This is a genomic window from Geobacter sp. SVR, assembly GCF_016865365.1.
Lineage (GTDB): Bacteria > Desulfobacterota > Desulfuromonadia > Geobacterales > Pseudopelobacteraceae > Pelotalea.
Window position 1 is genome coordinate 4320324 of record NZ_AP024469.1, and the last position, 16486, is coordinate 4336809.

9 protein-coding genes are annotated in these 16486 nt (G+C 61.4%); all 9 read right to left on the reverse strand.

Going from position 1 to position 16486, the window contains the following annotated elements:
• Positions 1-183 precede the first annotated feature (183 nt).
• The 9 genes from GSVR_RS20215 to nifV all read right to left on the reverse strand — a co-directional run bounded on the left by GSVR_RS20215 (position 184) and on the right by nifV (position 16405).
• A complete protein-coding gene (locus GSVR_RS20215) occupies positions 184-8112 on the reverse strand; it encodes an S-layer family protein (RefSeq protein ID WP_173195658.1) in 7929 nt (2642 codons plus the stop codon).
• A gap of 82 nt (positions 8113-8194) precedes the next feature.
• Complete coding sequence (locus GSVR_RS20220; protein WP_173195660.1) at positions 8195-9016, reverse strand: PEP-CTERM sorting domain-containing protein; 822 nt, start codon at positions 9014-9016, stop codon at positions 8195-8197.
• Between the two features lie 474 nt (positions 9017-9490).
• Positions 9491-10258, reverse strand: coding sequence for an energy transducer TonB (locus GSVR_RS20225; protein ID WP_173195662.1), 768 nt, complete (start codon positions 10256-10258; stop codon positions 9491-9493).
• Positions 10259-10722: 464 nt separating this feature from the next.
• Positions 10723-12000 carry a Ni/Fe hydrogenase subunit alpha gene (locus GSVR_RS20230; protein ID WP_173195663.1) on the reverse strand — a complete coding sequence of 426 codons (1278 nt, stop codon included), beginning with the start codon at positions 11998-12000 and terminating at the stop codon, positions 10723-10725.
• Complete coding sequence (locus GSVR_RS20235; RefSeq protein ID WP_173195664.1) at positions 11984-12739, reverse strand: NADH:ubiquinone oxidoreductase; 756 nt, start codon at positions 12737-12739, stop codon at positions 11984-11986. The genes GSVR_RS20230 and GSVR_RS20235 overlap by 17 nt, the downstream gene beginning before the upstream one ends.
• On the reverse strand, positions 12736-13584 hold the full coding sequence (locus tag GSVR_RS20240; RefSeq protein WP_173195665.1) for an FAD/NAD(P)-binding protein: 849 nt from the start codon (positions 13582-13584) through the stop codon (positions 12736-12738). The genes GSVR_RS20235 and GSVR_RS20240 overlap by 4 nt, the downstream gene beginning before the upstream one ends.
• A complete protein-coding gene (locus GSVR_RS20245) occupies positions 13568-14563 on the reverse strand; it encodes a 4Fe-4S dicluster domain-containing protein (protein WP_173195666.1) in 996 nt (331 codons plus the stop codon). Before GSVR_RS20245 ends, GSVR_RS20240 begins: the two co-directional genes overlap by 17 nt.
• A 266-nt stretch (positions 14564-14829) precedes the next feature.
• Positions 14830-15027, reverse strand: a complete 198-nt coding sequence (locus GSVR_RS20250) for an ArsR family transcriptional regulator (RefSeq protein WP_173195667.1) — start codon at positions 15025-15027, stop codon at positions 14830-14832.
• A gap of 235 nt (positions 15028-15262) precedes the next feature.
• Positions 15263-16405, reverse strand: a complete 1143-nt coding sequence (gene nifV, locus GSVR_RS20255; protein WP_173195668.1) for a homocitrate synthase — start codon at positions 16403-16405, stop codon at positions 15263-15265.
• Positions 16406-16486 lie beyond the last annotated feature (81 nt).

Sequence of the window (16486 nt, forward strand, 5' to 3'; positions counted from 1 at the left end):
GTTTCTCCTTTTGGAATCAGTGGAGTCCGTTAGTTTTTATTTGCTTCCCCAAAACCCATTTCCCTAACCGAGAGGTGTCGGGGGACGCTCCGCCCCCGCCCCCTTCCCTTAGGCCATCCAGACCCGTCGAGGAGGGGAACCGCTGGGTTGGAATTGTCCTGTTGTCGCGGCATCCGACTCGTACTACCAGCTCGCCAGCCCCACGACCCTGCGGAGCAGGGCGATCGCGTCGCTGATGTCGATGACGCCGTCCGCGTGCGGTGCACCGTTCACCAACGGCCCCACGTCCAGTGCATCATCGTCCGGGGTCCGGGCCACGAGCCCCACGGCGATCTGCAGGGCGCGCAGGGGATCGGTAATGGAGAGCGGCCTGAAGATGATGTTGCGCTGGACCGTGGAGGTATTACCGGCAAAATCGGTGGCAGTAACGGTAATGGCGTATGTCTTGCCGGCCGTGAAGGTCAAGGTCTGCTGGAAGGCGCCGTTGACGACGCTTGGAGATGGGGACACGGACACGCCGTCTATCTTGATATCGACGGATGTTATGCCCGTGTCCTGGTCGGACACGGTCCCGCTCAACAGGTATCCGCTCACGGCGGTGGTTATGTCGCCGGACGGATCGGTGATGGCCAGCGACGGGGCGGTACTGTCGAAGATTACCGTGCGCGTGATCGTAGAGCTGTTTTTTGTGCCGTCATTTACAAGGTCGGTTGCCTTGACCTCTATCGTGTTCAGGCCAGGCACGAGGATGGCCTGATAACTGAAGGTCGCGCTGTTGCCGCTCATGATTGCCGCTTGGAATTCACCGTTCCCTATCCTTATTTCCACGGTGCCGGGTTCGCTGAGCGTGCCGGCTATGGTGACGGTCTGCTGAGAGGTATAGCTCCCTCCGGCAGGTGTCGGATCGCTGAGGGTGATTATCGGCGCCGCCTGGTCGTAGATGGTGCTTCTGCTGTCTGTTGTCTGATTTCCGGCCGAATCGGTTGCAATCACGGTGATAGTGTTGGCGCCGGAGGTAAGGGGCACAGCGGTATTGAAGGCACCGCTGACCGCATCCGGTGTGACTGCCGACCCGTTTACCGTCAGGCTCTGGATGCCGTTGGCATCGCTGGCGGTACCGGTGATGGTGAGGGTGTTGTTGCTGGTGATCGTGCCGTCGGCCAGAGTGGTTACCGTCAGGGTTGGCGCGATGTTGTCCACCGTAAATGGTGCACTGGCCGCTGACGGCTGCGCAGTTATCGCGCCGCCGCCGGCTGTGGCGGTTCCTGCGGCAATGGTGATGCCGAGGGTACCGTCTCCGGTAATGTTGCCGATGGATATCGTGCGGCTGGTCGTTCCGCTGCCACTGACCGCTACCTGGCCGTTGGCCGTGCCGCTCTTGATAAGGGTGATATTGTTGGCAGCCAACGTGATGTTTTCTGCCCCGCCATAGCTCACACTATAGGTTACCGTAGTGTCTGATTTCACCGTGGTCGCGGATGGTACCCCAATGACCGGTGTCAGCAACCAAGGCGTGACGCTGTTTGATGCGGCCGAAGCGGCGCCGCTGCCAGCCGCGTTGGCTGCAACAACGGTGAAGGTGTAGGCGGTGCCGTTGGTCAGGCCGGTGACGGTAATCGGGCTGGCTGTTCCGCTGGCGGTTATAGCGCCGGGAGAGGATGTCACCGTATAGCCGGTGATGACGCTGCCGCCGTTGGAAGCCGGAACCGTGAAGGTCACGGTCGCTTGGCTGTTGCCCGGAACAGCGGTAACGCCTGTCGGTGTGCCGGGGGTTGTAAAAGCAACGGGGATGACGCTGTTCGACGCGACGGACGCAGCTCCGCTGCCGACTGTGTTGGCGGCGGTAACGGTGAAGGTATAGGCGGTGCCGTTGGTCAGGCCGGTAATGGTATGAGTGGTGCCCGTGGTCCCGGCAGCGCTGTCTACGCCACCTGCCGGGTTGGAGGTGACGGTGTAGCCGGTGATGGTGCTGCCGCCGTTGGATACCGGCGGCATGAAGGTCACAGCCGCCTGGCCGTTGCTCGCCACGGCGGTAACGCCGGTCGGCGCACCGGGGGCGGAAATGGCGTTGGCGGTGATGGCGATTTGCGGAGCAAGCCTGTTGGAGGTATTAAAGACGTAGCCGACCTTGTCATCCGCCGCGACGCCCAGCAGCGTCAGCTTGCCGGAAAGGAGTGCGGCGGTGAGGGTGTCATTGACCGTCAGGTTGTAGGACGTCTGCGGCTCTGCACTGGTATTGTTGGTGCCGGGCCCGGTCGCATTCCACTGGAACGTCCCTACGGGTGTGGCGGTGGTCGTGGGGAGGTATGCCTGAAGCGTGTTCCAGGTTGTCGTGGAGATATCCGGGTTGCCGCCCAACAGTTTGAACGTGAACTGCCCGGAAGCGACCTTGTTGAAATCCGGATTGTTGGGCTGAATGCCTTCTTCGGTCCAGTTGGAGGCCAGGGCAATGCTGGCTGAGGAAATATACCAGTTGCCCGCGCCATACTTGCTGTTGAAGGCTACTTTGATATCGGCGCCGATTATATCGGTACTGCCGTTGGCGGGTGCATAGGTGCCTCCCCTGCCTGTTTTATCAGTGGCCGTATTGAAGCTGAACAATGAATCCATAGTGCGCGGGTTCGAGTAGTACGTAGTAGCTGCCGGCGCCGAAATCATCATGGCGCCTTTGCTGTAAAAGCTCGTATCGGCATAGCTGGAGCCCGTTGTGTTCGAAGGTCCGTCGCTGCCTGATATCACGTAGGTTTGATAATCCGAAAAAAGAGTGACCGTTGTCGGTGTTGCAGGGACAGCGGGGATGACGCTGTTGGACGGGTCGGAAGCGGCGCCGGGGCCTGCCGCGTTGGCGGCGGTGACGGTGAAGGTATAGGCGGTGCCGTTGGTCAGGCCGGTGATGGTACGGGTAGTGGCGGTGGATCCAGGGTTGCTGTCTATGCCGCCTACTGGATTGGAGACCACGGTATAGCCGGTAATGGCGCTGCCTCCGTTGGAGGAGGGAGCGGTGAAGCTCACCGTAGCCTGTGTGTAGCCGGGAATGGCGGTGACCCCCGTGGGTGCACCGGGTACGGTATGAGGAGTCACGTTGTTCGACGCGGTAGAGGCAGCCCCGCTGCCGCCGGAGTTGGTGGCGGTGACGGTGAAGGTGTAGGGGGTGCCGTTGGTCAGGCCGGTGACGGTAATCGGGCTGGTAGTGCCGCTGGCGGTTATGGTGCCCGGAGTGGAAACTGCCGTATAGCCGGTGATGGCGCTGCCGCCGTTATTTGCGGGCGCCGTGAAGCTCACGGTGGCCTGGCTGTTGCCCGCCACGGCGGTAACCCCTGTGGGCGCACCGGGGCCGGAGCCCGGAATGACGCTGTTGGATGCGGCGGAAGCGGCACCGCTACCGACCACGTTAGCGGCGGTGACGGTGAAGGTATAGGCCTGGCCGTTGGTCAGGCCGGTGATGGTGATAGGGCTGGCCGTGCCGCTGGCTGTCTTGTTGCCCGGAGAGGATGTCACCGTGTAGCCGGTGATGGCGCTGTTGCCGTTGGAGACCGGTGCGCTGAAGGTCACGGTCGCCTGGGAGTCGCCGAACGTGGCGGTGACGCCGGTCGGGGCACTGGGTACGAAGAGAGGCAGGGTGGGGGTAACGCTGTTGGATGTTGCGGCGGTACCGGTCCCGGTCGCATTGGTGGCGGTGACGGTAAAGATGTAGGCGGTGCCGTTGGTCAGGCCGGTGATGGTATGGTACAGGCTGGTGGAGCCGGCGGCGATGTCCACCCCGCCCGCCGGACTGGAGGTGACGGTGTAGCCGGTGATGGAGCTGCCGCCGTTGGAGGAGGGAGCCGTGAAGGTCACGGTCGCCTGGCCGTTGCCCGCCACGGCGGTGACGCCGGCGGGTGCGCCGGGCACAGTGAAGGACGCGGCGGGCGTGACAAGGTTTGACTGGGCGGATGTGGCGCTGGTCCCGAGCGCATTGGTGGCGGTGACGGTAAAGGTATAGCCGGTGCCGTTGGTCAGACCGGTAACGGTATGGGTGGTGGCGGTGGAGCCGGCATTACTGTCGGTAGTACCGGTCGAGGGAGACGCGATGACCGTATAGCCGACAATGCCGCCGCCGTCGGATGCGGGCGGCGTGAAGGTTACAGTTGCCTGGCCGTTGCCGGCCACGGCGGTCACCCCGCTGGGGGCGCCGGGAATCGTGACTGCGCCGCTGACCGCGTAGGTGCCGAGGTCGCTAACGGTGAAACTGGCATAGGTGCCGTCATAGACCAGATCATTGGCCGCGTACCGCGACCAGGTTGAGGTTGTGCCGTTATACTTCCAGACCGTAAGATCTGACTGGCTGCGGCCTGAGCCGACGGAGAGCGAAAGATAGACCGGGTCGCCGGGGGTATAACCGCTGCTGGTGAAGTCCCAGCCGCTGAGCACCGGTTTGCTGATGATATTTTGCAGCGCGGTCTGTTCCGTCCCGCTGATGGCAGTCGCGCCAAAGGTCAGGTTGGTGGCGGATGCTGCGGCCTGGAAGGCCGCGCCGACCGACGTGCCGCTGACCGCATCGCTGACCAGCACGCGCTGGGTCTGCGCCAGATCGAAGGTCGTGGCGATGCCTGCATCAGTCGTTGCTGCCGAGGATACGGTTACGCTGTGGGCGGTGGAGTCATACTTCCCCCCCAGGGCCTGAAATGTGCCGGTATGTGTCACATTAGGCGTGACCGTGGTGTAGGTGATGGTCGTGTTCCAGGTGGTGGCGGAGATGGGGGTGTAGGCGCCGTTGGCCGCTGCCGGGCCTGCAACCATGCGGATAACGCCGTAATTGGTCATTGCGCCGGTGCCGCCGCCAACGGTGAGCGTGCCGGCTACGTCGGTGGTCAGGACCGAGGTGCTGTTGATGGTGACGGGCGTTGCTGCCGTGACAGTCCCGCCGTTGCCGATGGTGAGCCTGCCGATGCCATTCACCGACTTGTTGCTGTTCTGGATGGAGCCGAGGGAGAGGGTACCGCTGTTTTCCCACTTCGAGCCGGCGCCGGCAACAGTGACGATATTCTTGTCGTTGTTGTTACTGGAGCCGACAGTGCCGGCACCGGTATTCTTGACGTATCCGCCGTTGGTGATGCTGAGCGAGCCGGCGCCGTACAGGCCGCCGACGGCGAGGGTGCCGTTGCTGAGCCACTGCGAGGGCGTTGTTATGCCATTGACGATGGATGCGCCATCGACAGAGGCCGCACCGGAGTTGTTGATAGTTGCGTTGGTATTGCTGACATACCCGCCGTTGCTGATCTTGAGTGCCCCATTGAACGTCCCGGTAGCACTGCTACTGCTGCCGATGGCAAGGGTACTGCTGTTCTCCCACTTCGAACCGGCGCCGTTGACGCTGACGCTGCCGGCGGAGCCGTTGCTGTTGCTGATGACCGCTGTGGTGTTTTTGACGTACCCGCCGTTGGTGACGGTGAGCGTTCCGTTGCCGGACGAGCCGATGGTGAGGGCGCCGCTGCTCTCCCACGTGGAGGGGGTTGTTGTGCCGTTGACGGTGGCTGTCCCGTCGACGGTGACACTGCCGGTGGAGCCGGCGCTGCTGGCGACAATGCCGGAGGTGGTGCTTTTGACGTATCCGCCGTTCGTGATGCTGAGTGCGCCGGTACCGGAACTGCCTGTGTTCAGGGTAGTGTTGGTCCAGCGCGAATTTGCCCCGTCAACGGTTGCCGTGCCGTTTGATCCGGCATTGTAGCCGAGATAGCCGGTGGAAGACGCAATGGTGGCGCCGCCCGAGATGTTCAGGGTGCCTGCACCGAGGTAGCCGACACCGAGTTCTTTGGTGCTGCTCTGGGTCAGGTTTGTTGTAACGCCGTTCATTGCAAAGGTTTGATTGGCGCCGTGGGAGGCATCGAAGACAAGATTCGTATCGGCGACGATACCGGAGGTATTGATCGTGCCGCTGCCGGACAGTTGCGACGAAGAAGCAAAGAGTGATCCGGTGGTGAGCGTGCCGCCGCCGGTGAAGTCGACGGTGCTGTTGCTTAGAATGGTCGTTGCGCCCGTGACGGACACCAGCCCGCCGTTGGTGATGTTGAGTTTTCCGCCTCCTAAATAGTTGCCGACGCTGAGGCTGGTGCTGTTGACCCACTGCGAGGGGGTTGTTGTACCGTTGGCGGTGGATGATCCGTCCACGGTGACTGTGCCTTTGGAGCCGATAGTGCCGACCGTGTTGCTGACGTATCCGCCGTTCAGTATGCCGAGCGAACCGGTACCGATGGTGCCGACGTTCAGGGTGCCGCTATTGGTCCACTTGGAATTTGCGCCGGTAACGGTTGCCATACCGGTGCTGCTGGTATTGTTGCTGCCGAGAATGCCGCTGGCGGATGCAACGGTGACGCCGCCCGAGATGTTCAGGGTACCCGTGCCGAGATACCCGACGCCAAGCGGGTTGGTGGCGGACTGGTTCAGATTGTAGACTATGCCGTTTTGCGCAAAGGCTTGACTGACGCCGTGAGAGGCGTCGAAGGCGAGATTCACATCGCCGATGATACCGGAAGTATTGATGGTACCGCTACCCGACACCTGCGACGGTGTGGCATAGAGCATCGCGGTGGTGAGGGTGCCGCCGTTGGTGCCGAAATTGATCCTGCCGTAGGTGCCGACGGTCGTTGCCCCTGTGACGGTGACCGCCGAGCCGTTGGTTATGTTCAGTGTGCCGGTGCCGGAAGTAGCGCCGATGTTGAGAGTGCCGCTGGTATTCCATGCCGAGCCGGAACCGTCGACGGTGACCGTGCCACTGGAACCGGCCATGTAGCCGATCGTGGCGTTGGTATTGCTGACGGATGCACCGTTGGCGATGCTGAGCGTCCCGGCACCGTAATTCCCCACGTTCAGGACGCTGCTGTTGGCCCAGCTCGAGCCGGTGCCGTTGACGGTCATGGTCCCGGTGGAACCGGCGTTGTAGCCGAGATAGCCGTAGGAGGCGGTGCTGACCTTGCCTCCGTTGGTAATGGCGAGCGACCCGGCTCCATTATATCCCACGTATAATTCGGCGCTGTCGGTCCACGTCGAGCCGGCACCGCTGACGGTCGCCGTGCCGTTGGAGCCGGCCAGGTAGCCGAGGTAGCCAATCTTGGATGTAGCGGTGGCGCCCCCTGCAATGTTCAGGTTTCCCGTACCGAGGTATCCGGCACCGAGCGGGTTGGTGGCGAGCAGACTCAGGTTATAGGCGACATTGTTTTTCGTAATCGTTTGCGTGGCGCCGTGGGAGGCGTCAAAAGTCAAGTCCAGGTCACTGACGATGCCGCTGGCATTGATCGTGCCGGTACCCGATATTAGTGACGGTGAAGCATACAGTGTACCGGTGGTGAGGCTGCCGCCGTTGGTACCGAAATCTATCTTGCCGGTGGCGTAGACGGTCGTTGTTCCCGTGCCGGTGGCGACCGTCGAGCCGTTGGTTATGTTCAGCGTTCCGGTACTCCCCCCTGCACTGCCTATGTTCAGGGCATTGCTGGTGCTGGTAAGAGTCCAGGCCGAGCCTGAGCCGTCTACGGTAATGGTGCCGCTGGAACCGGCAGCGTTGCCAAGGGTGGAATTTGTACTCGTAACGGCTGCGCTGTTGGTGATTGCGAGCATCCCGGTGCCGGAACTGCCTACGGTAAGGCCGCCTGAGGTCCATTTCGAACTGCTGCCGTCAACGCTGACCATGCCGCTGGAACCTGCAGCGCTGCCAAGGGTGGAGCTTGTGCCGGTAACGGCTGCACCGTTGGTGATTGTGAGCGTCCCGGTGCCGGAATTGCCTACGGTAAGGCTGCTGTTGGTCCACTTCGAACCGGTGCCGTCAACGGTGACGGTTCCTGTTTTACCGGCCGAGACCCCGAGAGAAGCTGAACTATTTGTAACGGCGCTTCCTCCGTTGATACTCAAGGAGCCATCGCCCGTGTTGTACCCGATGAAAACGCTTTGACCGGTCCAGGTGCTTGGGTCGGTGGCGGGGGAGATGTCGCCGCTATAGGGTGTGGCCGCCTGGGCGGCGGGCGCACAAGAGAGCGCCACCGCCGCAAGCGGCAGCATGGCGGCCCCGATATGCCTCGACAATCCGGCCATGAACCGGCTCATCAGGCTTTGCCTGCTATGGTGCGAGCTTCTTGTCGACATCTTTTAAGCCCCCTGATTTATAAGTTTCATTTTGCATGTTTCTGCAGTTTGTTAACCAGACGCTACTCCGGTTCATTGATTGTTACGGTGTGCTGTAGACATCAAAGCTCAGGGTCGGAAGGGTAGTTCCGCCCCCCGTAAAGATGGTCAATCCGAGGCTTGAGTTAGTGGGATCGGCCGCCATCAGATAGAGCGAGACGTTATCATTGGCTCCCCCGTTCGTAGCGCCGGTAATATCGCTCACGAAGCTGGAAGCCAGGTCAAGGTCGTAGCTGATGACCGCCTGCTTGTACCCGGTTTTGTCGGTGACCCAGGCGGGAGTGCTACAGTCGCTGTAGGTGCCTGTATAACCGCTGCCGCCATATATGTAGTGGGTATCCCAGGGGTAGGTGATCGCACTGCTGGTGAGCAGGTCATAGCTGGCCCAGCCGCTGAACCCCGATGTCGATGACGCGTAGACCGGAGCGGGAGTGGTTTGTGTCCAGGCGTCGTTGCTGACCCAGTAAATATTGAAATCGCCGGTGCCCCCATTAAAGCGGGTATTGTTGGCGTAGAGGGTGTACTGGAAGGTCAGTTTCGGGTTCTGGATAGTCCAGTTGCCGGCTCCGTAAGTGCTGTTCAGCGCAGCCACCGTCGAGCCGACGTTGAATTTGAGGGTGACGTTGGCGGCCAAAGCCTGGTTGTGGTTCATGTTGTAACCGTCCTCACCCTGGAGCCCCGACGCGCCGCCCGACCAGGTGGACGTATCGCTCATGATCATGCAGGTGGTTGAGGTGCCTGAGTGATTGCCACCCGCGCTGACTGCAAAACTTTCCGACGTCAGGTATGTGCCGCCATATGCAATCGAGGCCATGGAAACGACAACGGCAGACATTGCTGCAAACAGCAAAAAGCGTTTTCTCATTGGTAGTATCCTTTCATTGCGGACATTTTTTTTGATTCGTGCTCTGTAGCGTCTGGTTAGTAAAGTGCAGAAACCGAGGACTCTAAGATTGAATCGTGTGCATACAGTTGAGCGCGACCCCTTCCGTAGGCTTGGCATGGTGCCACACGGCGGACGCCTGGTTATATATCCACATATATAACGATAGATACGTGACAGCCGACCTATAACCGGCGCTATAAACCACCAAAGAATCAAGATGGATCGATATATAGTTTTATATATAACGATGGGCGCATTATGTCGCACCTGACGTATAATGTACCGATGGGTTAAAGAGTTCCGTTCTGCTCCCGGAGGTGCCCATCCAGGCTGCCCGGGCCAGAGCGCTGCGCCGGTGACCCGTCCCAGAAACGTGACGCGGCCTGTACCGCAAACCCTGAAGCGGCCACCCTGAAACAGGCTCCGTACAACACCTCCAGCAGGCCTGCGGGATTACTCCAGGACATAATCCACCGGGATCATGAGCCGCGCACTTACCGGCGGTGGGGGAAACGGCGCGGCCCGGCCCACGGTTTCCAATGCATCGCTGTCCAGCAGGGGGCGCATGCTGCTGCGGGCCACCCGCAGTTCGGAGATGCTGCCGTCCGGCAGCACCTGGAACGACACGACCACCCTCCCGCTCCACCCCATGCGGAGCGCCTGACGGGGGTAGCGCAGTTCCCTGGCGACCAAATCCCGGATGTAGGCAAAATGCTCCTTCAGGTAGTGTCTCTGCAGAGTTTCCGCCGTTTTAGTTCCGCCGGCCCCGTTACCCACGAATTGAACCGTTGCCGTTGGCGAGGCCGCATTGCCCCGCTCAGACGCAGCAGTTCCGGCTTGAACGGCCGGTCCGAGCGCTCCGCCGGCCACCGGCTGAGACGGTGACGGCGGAACCGCAACTGGAGATGGAGACGGAACCGGGGCTGCCGGCGATGGCGGCGTTACTGTGGCGGCCGGTCCAATCGTTCCCGCTGTCCGCGATTCCGAGCGAAACACCCTCGGGTTCGACCCTGATGGCGGTGGAGCCTGTCGTTGCCCGGTTCCTCCCATTGCCCCGGGGGCCAGGGTCAGATCAATTACCGGCAGCTGCCGGGTTTCAGGCCGCTGGAGCATCAGCCCTGCCGCTATCCCTGCCGCGGCACAATGGATCAGCAGCGAGCCGCACAGCGCTCCGGCACCGTGCGTGGCTTCAGTCCTGCGACTTTTAGGACGGATGCGCATCGATGCTCACTTCCCGCCACGGGCTTCTTTCTTCTGCCGCACCGTCTCACTCCCACTCGTGCGACTGCTTGTCATGGAGCCGTCGACTGGGGTTCTTCCTTCATATCTCTTTTATGCGGCCTTTTCAGGCAACCCGTGGCCGCAGCAGGGTCAACCGGGTCCGGGGTGAATGGGTATCCCATCCCGCCGAGTGGCCAGGACAACAAAAAAAGCGCCCCCATGGCTGTGAATGGCGGCGCCTTTGCCAGAACTCTCTGGAGAGTATCTATAGTATCGCCAGCATAATGCATTGGCCATGCCAAATGCATAAAACAGCCGAAATCAGGCTCTTGGATGCCGTAGAAAGGCAGATCGCGGATCTTACGTGCAGCATCTGCCCATATTCTGTGCAACGAGTTCCGTTAGAGATGGCATGGCAGAAAAGTCATGAAGGGAGGAGGAGACAGGAAGAAGGGGGAGAATATCTAAAGCCTGACCAGGTGTACTGCGCAGGATATGCACGGGTCATAGGCACGCACCAACTGTTCGAGGGAGGCTGTTAATTCCCGCCCATCCGCACCCTCCATCTGGCAGGCCAGGGCGAGCAGGTCCCGTTCCATGGCAGCCTGATTGATGGCGGTGGGAGTGATGACATCGGCTTCGGTGCAGATCCCCCTGCTGTCGAATCCGTAGCTGTGGATCAGAACTCCGCGCGGCGCTTCTATGGCGGCACTTCCCTGCCCCCTGCCGATGGCGAATGTGGCCGGTTCCTCGCGGCTGAAGCCGGCTTCCAGCAGGGTGTCGACAACCTCAAGGGAACGCTCCACCGCCAGGATCAGCTCAAGAGCCTGGGCCAGGTTGTTGGCGCGGATATCGCCGCCGGACAGCACGGGGCGGAACTCGCTGAAGGCGGCGGCAGCCGTGGTCGAAAGGCGCAGGCCGAGATTGAGCCGGGCCAGTGCCCCCACGGTGGGGGCTTCACCGTCGATCAGCACCGTCTTGGCATTGCCGCTTTCCGGCAACCGTTCCGACAGGGCCGTCCTATAGGAATCGGCCGGGATCCTGCGCCCGTTCCCCATGACCAACCCCTCGCCAAAGAAAGGTACAGTATCCGGCTTAAGGGCGAGATAGCGCGGAGCCGGAAGTACGCCCCCCCCTGCCTGGGGAAGGGCCGCGAACAGCCTCAAGGCCGCATGCGCCTCGGGCAGTGCGGATTGCAGCGCCTCTTTCAACATCAACAGCCCTTCCCGGTTCACCGGTTTTCCCATACCCCCCGGGATCAGGGTTACCGGATGGATCAGCCTGCCACCCACCGTTTCCTGGATCAGGTTGCCGACCCTCTTGATCCGCAGCCCCATTTTCAGTTCCTCCGGGGCCTTGTCCGCCAGGCCGGAGAGGCCGGCAACCCTGAAACAGTCGGGGAGCACCAGGCAGAAGAGATGCATGGCATGGCTCTGGATGTGCCCGCCATACAGAATCAGTTCCCGGAAGAGCCTGGTCTGCTCGCTTGTCGGGGCATTCATGGACTTTTCGATGGCCTGCAGGGCGCAGATGCGGTGTACGGTGGAGCAGAGGGAGCAGATGCGGCAGATGATCTCCGGCACCTCGACATGGCTTTTGCCGGTGAGCAGCGACTCGAAGAAACGGGGGGATTCGAAGAGCGAGAGACTGACCCGGCTCACCTTCCCGCCGTCCAGGGAAACCGTGATGCGGCCGTGCCCTTCCACGCGGGTGATCGGTTTTATCTCAACTGCGCTGCTCATAATTCCACTCCGGGTAAAAGCGTTGCATGCGGCTGACAATTTCATCCCTGCCAAAGCCCTTTTCCAGCAGCAGTTCTACCTGGGCAGCAACATTGGCCTCGACCACCGGTCCGCGGCACCCCTCGCACGAGATCCCCACCGTCGGGCAGCGGGCATTGCAACCGGCCTGAATCAACGGCCCCAGGCACATCTCGTCACGCTCGATCAGCAAACAGAGGTTTTCCCGGATGCGGCACTCGGTGCAAACCGGGCAGGAAGGGAATACCGGGAAGGTTCCCCGCCTGAGGGAGGCCAGGGTCGCCACAAGCTCCCCTTTTTCAGGGGGGCAGCCGGTAATGGCGAAATCGACTTTGACAAAATGGTGGAAAGGCTGCGGATTGAACGTTTTCAGGGCATCTCCCGCTGGGCCGTAAACCGCCGCGGCCAGGTCCCGCCTCGACTCGTGGTTCTTCATGGCTGCGATGCCCCCCCATAGGGCGCAGGTGCCGAAGGCCACCAGGAGGCGGCTGCAGTTGCGCAAACGGATCAGCGTTTCCAGATCTTCGGGAGTGGAAACGGCCCCTTCCACGAAGGCCACGTCGATCGGACCGGCAATCGTGCGCTCCGTATGTCCTATGGGAAAGTACTCGATGCTGAAATGCCGCACGATCTCCAGCAACTCCTCTTCGCAGTTCAGAAGCGTCAGCTGGCATCCGGAGCAGGCGGTCAGCCCGGCTATGGCGATGGCCGGTTTGCTCATAGAGCCCCCTTGATCCCTGCGAGGTCGCTGTAGCGGAAAACCGGCCCGTCGCTGCAGCAGAAGAGGTCCCCCACAGCGCAATGGCAGCAGAGCCCCACACCGCACTTCATTCTGCGCTCCAGCGAAAGAAAGATGCGCTCGGCCGGGATGCCCAGCCCCTGCAGCTCATCGATCAGGCAGCGGTAGAGCGGCGGGGGACCGCACACGGCGGCAACGGTGCCTGCCGCAGCGAAATTGATCCCCTTCAGCAGGGTCGGCAGAAGCCCCGTATTGCAGATCAGGCCCTCGGGGGGCTGATCGCTGGCAAAATCCACCGTCAGAAAGAGATGCATGTCCCGCCGTCCGGACAGTTCGGCCAGTTCCTCCTTGAACAGGATTGCCGCCGGTTCCCGGGCGCCGTACATCAGGGCGATTTCGCCGAATTCCCCCCGGCGTACGAGGATGGTGTGCAGCAGCGAACGCAGTGGAGCGATGCCGAGACCGCCGGCCAGCAGCAGGATATTCCGCCCCCCCCACTCGGACAGCGGGAAGCCGTTGCCGTACGGTCCACGGATACCCACCCGTTCGCCGGGTACGAGACGATGCAGCATGGTGGTCACATGTCCCACCCCCCTGACGCATACCTCCAGCATGCCGTCGCCTCGCTGGGCCCCGGCCAGGGAAATAGGGGCTTCACCTGCACCAGGAACCGAGAGCTGGACAAACTGCCCCGGATTGAAGCGAAAACGGGCATGGTCATCGTTCTCCGGACGCAGGCGGTAAAAGACGGTGTCCGGCGACAGCGGACGCCGTTCGTCGATGACGGCCGGGAAAGGGACTATGTCGGCATCAGCTCTCTGTTGCATTCTCTGATTCCCCGAACAGTTCCAGAAGATCGATCTTCACCGGACACACCTCGCGGCAGCGCCCGCAGCCGACGCAGGAGAGCATCCCCCGTGTGGGCCCGAACCCCAGATATTTGTGGCGGTAACGATAATGGAAGCGCTCCAGGCGGCTCTTGCGGAAATTGACGCCGCCTGCTACCTCGCCGTGGGTCTTGAAGAGGCAGTTGTCCCATTCGCGTATTCTCCGGGCGGTTTTTCCATCCAGGGCGCCCTGCTCGCGGATATCGAAGCAGTAACAGGTCGGACAGCAGAGGGAGCAGGCGCCGCAGGAGAGGCAGAGGCCGGCGAACTTTTCCCACAGCGGGCTTTTTTCAAACATTTCGCCGCGGGCCGTGGCCTGACGGATGGTTTCCGCCGCACCGCAGGTTCGCTCCGCCGCCGGGAGAGCGTCGCCTTTTGTCAGACAGGGGGCCAGCTTATCCAGGATGGCCCGTCCTTTGGGGCTCCAGGCCCGCACGTCGAATCCGGCGGCACCGGAATGCATGAACAGATCGCAGCCCCGTATCCCGTCTGCTGCCGGCTCGCCGCAAAAGCAATATTCGTCCGGTTCGCAGGAAAGACCGATCAGCGTCAGTGCCTGACGCCTGGCCCGGTACAGGGGGTCGGCCGCATATCCCAGAAAGACCCGGTCAAGATAGGCGATCCCCTGCAAGTCACAGGGGTGCAGCCCCAGTAGCACGATTTCGGGACAGGCTGGTGAAGGCGATTCGAATCCGCGCTCCGGATCGAAGATAAGAATGGTTTCGCGTGGGGGAAGCAGGTACTTTTTAGGGGGGATCAGGGTGCGGCGATAATAAAGACGCAGGTCCGTGACAGTAGTGATCGTTCCGAAGGCCGGCACTCTGCTGTCAGTCAGGAGCGGACCATGCACCTGGCCAAAGGAGGCGAGAATTTCCAGGAACTCAGGCAGCAGATCGTGCTTGAGAAAATTCGTTTCCATCGGTTCCTCCGCATGAAGGCCGATCAATCATAGCAGGAAGAACGATCTACGCAAAGCATTGGCGCTCTCCCGGGTATGAATTTCTCAATCAATCTTCCATGAAAGAGGGCCGGCGGATCGAGAAGCGACCCTGGCCGGCCCATTCCGAAAGATCAGCTGAATCCCGCCTCTTTCCAGGCATCTATTCCCCCTTCCAGTGCCGAAACATTGCGATAACCTTTTCCCGCGAATTCCTCTGCCCGACCGGCAGACGTGTGTTCCTGCGGTCATTTGCAGTAGAAGATCAGCTCCTGGTCTTTGGATATGCCGGGAAGCCTGGCAGTGAGTTCGCCCAGAGTGAGGGCGCCTTCCAAACGCATCCGTTCGCACATGTCTTCGCTGTCGTAGGCACAGATGAAGAGCGCCTGGCCTGCCTGCACCCTGTTCTGCGCTTCCTGTGGTTTTATCCTTCTGGCCTCGGCCATCCTCTTCTCCTTTCGCTCCGTTTTCGGCCTGCTCGCGCCTGAATCCGCGACAGGCACTGCCGGAATCTCCGGCAGAACCGGAGCCGCTGCTCTTTCCATAGGCAGCGGTTTTTCTTCGCGAAAGTCCCCCTGCCGCGAATGTCACGGATGGGGTTACGGAATGCGGCAGGGGGGGTACAGGTTCAGGTATACGTAAAGAGTAACAGAGATATGGGAGGGCGCCAGTGCAGAGGGATCAGGCTGCTTTCTTCGTATCGTACAACTTGAGCAGCTGGCTGTTGTTGAGCGGACGGCGGGTCTGCTGGGCGATCCGTCTGACCTTATCCATCAGGCTGACCGCTTCGGCGCGGCTGATGGCGATGCCGATCTCCTTATAGCGGCTGATCAGTCCGCTGGCCCCGGAGTGTTTGCCCACCACGATCTGACGGGTCAGTCCCACCTCGGCCGGATCGAACCCCTCGTAGTTCTTCGGGTCCTTGATGACCCCGTCGGCATGCAGCCCCGATTCATGGGCGAACACCCGCTCCCCTACCACCGCTTTCCAGGCCGGCAGCGGGCGGTGTGAGGCCTTGGCCACCAGCAGGGACAGCTCGCGGAAGCGATGCGTATCAATGCCGGTATCGATACCGCTGGCATATTTGAGCCCCATAACCACCTCTTCCAGAGCGGCATTACCGGCCCGCTCCCCCAGGCCGTTGACCGTGGTGTTGACAAAGGACGCTCCGGCGCGGATTCCGGCGATAGCATTGGCAGTGGCCATGCCCAGATCATTATGGGTATGCACCTCGATCGGCAGCTCGGGTACCGTCTCTCGCAGGGCCGCCACCTTTTCGTAGGTGATGAAGGGGTCAAGGATGCCGAGGGTATCGCAGAAACGGAAACGGTCCCCCCCCATGGAGGCGGTGATCCGCATCAGCTCCACCAGAAACGGCAGATCTGCCCGGCTGGCATCCTCCCCCCCCACCGAGACGTACAGTCCGTGATCCTTGGCAAAACCGAGAGCGGTCTTGAGCTGCTCCATGACCCAGGCGCGCGACTTGTGGAGCTTGTTCCGGATCATGATATCCGAGACCGACAGCGAGATATCCACAGCTGTGACGCCGCTGCCGATGCTGGCCCGGATATCCTCGATCGTGGCGCGGTTCCAGGTGATCAGGCGCGCGTTCAGCCCGAGATCCACCAGGTCCTTGACGCTCTCCTGCTCCTCTCTGCCCATGGCCGGGATGCCACATTCCAACTCCTGCACTCCGATCGCGTCCAGCATTCGCGCAATGGCACGCTTGTCGCGCCGCGAAAAAACCACTCCAGCGGTCTGCTCGCCATCCCGCAGGGTGGTGTCGTCGATGATGATACCGCTTCCGACATGCTGTTCTTTCATGCTGACCTCCAAAGAAAAAGGCGCTGCCTTCGCGTGCGAATGGCGGCGCCTTTGCCGGTTCCTGAAGCCTTGCTCTTGCAC

Bases quoted from the DNA above. Each gene is read 5' to 3' on its own strand.
- GSVR_RS20240 (WP_173195665.1), bottom strand. From the start codon at position 13,584: ATGCAACAGAGAGCTGATGCCGACATAGTCCCTTTCCCGGCCGTCATC.
- GSVR_RS20250 (WP_173195667.1), bottom strand. From the start codon at position 15,027: ATGGCCGAGGCCAGAAGGATAAAACCACAGGAAGCGCAGAACAGGGTG.
- GSVR_RS20215 (WP_173195658.1), bottom strand. From the start codon at position 8,112: ATGTCGACAAGAAGCTCGCACCATAGCAGGCAAAGCCTGATGAGCCGG.
- GSVR_RS20220 (WP_173195660.1), bottom strand. From the start codon at position 9,016: ATGAGAAAACGCTTTTTGCTGTTTGCAGCAATGTCTGCCGTTGTCGTT.
- GSVR_RS20230 (WP_173195663.1), bottom strand. From the start codon at position 12,000: ATGAGCAGCGCAGTTGAGATAAAACCGATCACCCGCGTGGAAGGGCAC.
- nifV (WP_173195668.1), bottom strand. From the start codon at position 16,405: ATGAAAGAACAGCATGTCGGAAGCGGTATCATCATCGACGACACCACC.
- GSVR_RS20245 (WP_173195666.1), bottom strand. From the start codon at position 14,563: ATGGAAACGAATTTTCTCAAGCACGATCTGCTGCCTGAGTTCCTGGAA.
- GSVR_RS20235 (WP_173195664.1), bottom strand. From the start codon at position 12,739: ATGAGCAAACCGGCCATCGCCATAGCCGGGCTGACCGCCTGCTCCGGA.
- GSVR_RS20225 (WP_173195662.1), bottom strand. From the start codon at position 10,258: ATGCGCATCCGTCCTAAAAGTCGCAGGACTGAAGCCACGCACGGTGCC.